2 protein-coding genes are annotated in these 2,670 nt (G+C 63.6%); both read right to left on the bottom strand.

The window, feature by feature from the left end; translation table 11 throughout:
* Positions 1-430 precede the first annotated feature (430 nt).
* Positions 431-1,108 (bottom strand): RloB family protein, encoded by a 678-nt coding sequence (locus tag EV671_RS26390; protein ID WP_132576872.1) that lies wholly within the window; start codon positions 1,106-1,108, stop codon positions 431-433.
* 4 nt (positions 1,109-1,112) lie between these two features.
* Complete coding sequence (locus EV671_RS26385; protein WP_132576871.1) at positions 1,113-2,381, bottom strand: AAA family ATPase; 1,269 nt, start codon at positions 2,379-2,381, stop codon at positions 1,113-1,115.
* Between the last annotated feature and the right edge of the window lie 289 nt (positions 2,382-2,670).

Here is a 2,670-nt window from a genome sequence, read left to right as displayed (position 1 = left end):
TCGCGTTGGCGCTCTCGGCGCACCGCCTCGGAGCACGTCCGGCCACAGTAGCGTTGGCCGCGGTCGCAGCGGCTGCACAGCACGACCTGCTCGCGTAAACGTTCCGGGAACCCATCTCCCGGATAGCCGGCGATGCTGAGAACCTTGCATCCGGAATGACAACGGACGAAGCGAGGCGAGGATGGACCGAGAGCGGTTGGAGCGGTGCTTGGCGCAGGTGACCTTCGAGCTACGGATTGACCTCGGCCGCATAGAGTCGACCACCCCTCACAACGCGCAGGCTGACGCCCTAGCCAGCCCTCCGACAAGTAGACGAGCGAACAGAAGCAGGTAGGCACGTCGGGCTGGGTTAGGGCTAGCTCTCTGCCCAGGACCGAACGCGACGTAACGTTGCGTGACGCTCGGCGACTCGCGGCGCAGGGCCAGGTGATCAGTCTTTCAGGTGCGCTAGACGCGAGACGAGTTCGTGCATCGCTGAGTAGGGTTGCGCGCCATCGTGAGCCGTCGCGGTCTCGGCCAAGCGAAGCGCGCGCTGGGTGGCAACGGCCACCCGGCCTGATGTGGCCGCCCAGTGACCGCCGCCGCCCTTTTCATAGCCGGGGAGATGCTTCTTCAGGCGCTCCAGCGCCTCGTGGCGGTGCAGCGGCGCAAGCACCTCTTCAAAGTGCAGCAGAAGCCAAAGTTCGAAGCAAGGCACTGAGGCCACGGCCTCCACGGGAACCGCAACCCCGTTGTCATTGCGGAGCCTGCCGTTTTGCGCCTCCGCTTGGGCCAACGCAGCGTGATAGCTCTGGTGCTCATCGCGATCGAACACCACGATGATCCGGTCGAAGCCACGCGGATGGAGGCCGCGATCGCGGTCTCCGTCCTTGAACACGGTCAGGGCGTACTCCAGCACCTGCTGCGGCTCGGTGCCGAACTGGCTGTGAAGCACTTGGACGTGCGCCGTCGCCAGGCGGTAGGCGCGCTGGATCTCGCACAGGTACTGCGGCTCGGTCTTCTCGCCTTCACAAACGATCAGCAGCCGCTCATAGGGCTGCCGCACGGCCGCGCGGCGCTTCAGGTCGCGGGCGGCCTGCCGGTGTTTAGGCTGGTTGTCCTTTCCCATCGCGTCAATGCACCCCAGCCTTGGCGGGCACGGGCCAATCGCTGAAGAAAGGCACGGCACCATAGCGGCCGGCCAGGTAGCCACGCTCCCATGCTTCCTGCTTGCGGGGGCTGAAGTCGGTCAGCGGGTACAGGCGAGTGGCTTGGTCACCATCCTTCTCGGTGAACCAGATCTGGTCGCGACGGAACAGGGTGTGGTCCAGCAAGGAGGTGTCGTGCGTGCTGAAGATCAGCTGCGCCCCATTGGGGTTGAGCTCGGGCGTCTGGAACATGGTGACGAGGCGCCGCACCAGCAGGGTGTGTAGGCTGCCGTCCAGTTCGTCCACAACCAGCACGCGACCGTCGCGCAGGCAGTCCAGCACGGGCGCGATCAGGCCGTACAGGCGCTGCGTGCCTTCGGATTCGTCATGCAGCTCGAACTTGGCCGAGCCCCTTGGCGTGCTGTGCTCGAACACCGGCATCATGAACTCGCGCTCTTCCTGGCTGGCCTGCAAGCCACTGGCGCTCATCACCCATTGGGCATGCATGCCCTTGCGAGGCACCGCCTGAACGTCGGCGATGGAGATGTCGGCCGCCGACAGGAAGTCGCGGATGGAGGCACGCCCTTGCTCGGACTCGAGCAACGCCGTGGTGAATTCGGGCAAGACGGTGGCTCCGGCCGGCAGGAAGGTGATGTTGCGGACGATCCAGTTGAACACCGGGCTGAGCTGCTCGCTGTTGAGCTGGGCGGCCATCGACAGGAACAGGGCGTTGGGGCGCGTGCTGTCTTGCCACAGCTTGCGCGGTCCTGTCAGGTAGGTGCTGAATTCGTAGTCATACCCATCGCCTTCAACGTGCTGCCGGCTGAAGAGTTGGGTGGGCTTGCTGCTTCGATAGACCAGCAACGACTCGCTGATGATGCGCTGGGGGGTCATCGAGAACGCATACTGGTGCCGCACGCCAGCCAGCAGGAAGGTGACCTCGAACTCTGTCGGCTGCTGCGCCGTGGCCGCGTCCAGCTTGAAGGGCGGCACGTTGTAGGTCTGCCCCGGCTGGATGACGGTGGCCGACTCGGCCACTACGGCACGCATGTAGTCCAACGCGCGCAGCAGGCTGGACTTGCCGCTGGCGTTTGGCCCGTAAACCACCACACTGCGCAAGGCATGGGGCGCCGCCTTCAGCCCGGTGGGAGCCAAGTGCGTCGAAGCCAGCTCTTTGTCGCCAGAGGCGACTAGGTTCAGGACCTGCTCGTCACGGATCGAACGGTAGTTTCCAACCCGAAATTCAAGCAGCATGACCGGTCTCCTTATGAACAATACATTGATTATTGCAGAAATTGTTCCATAACGAATAAAATTTCTTGTGAATCTCTGTAGATATCTGCTCGGCGCGCAAGGCGCAGGCCCTCCAAATTGGCTACGGGGGAGGGGCTAGCCGCTCGTGGTTATTCCACGGTCCAAGCCACAATCGTCCAGCCTCCCTTAACCGGTTCCTGAATCCGTGACCACCATCCCTGCGGCCAGGAATTGGAGCGCGAGTTGACGGTTGAACCGCGTGATACGTCCGCGCAGAGGTCAGCAATGG

The organism is Roseateles saccharophilus, assembly GCF_004342485.1.
GTDB classification, from domain to species: domain Bacteria; phylum Pseudomonadota; class Gammaproteobacteria; order Burkholderiales; family Burkholderiaceae_C; genus Pelomonas; species Pelomonas saccharophila.
This window is presented reverse-complemented; position numbering and strand designations above follow the sequence as displayed.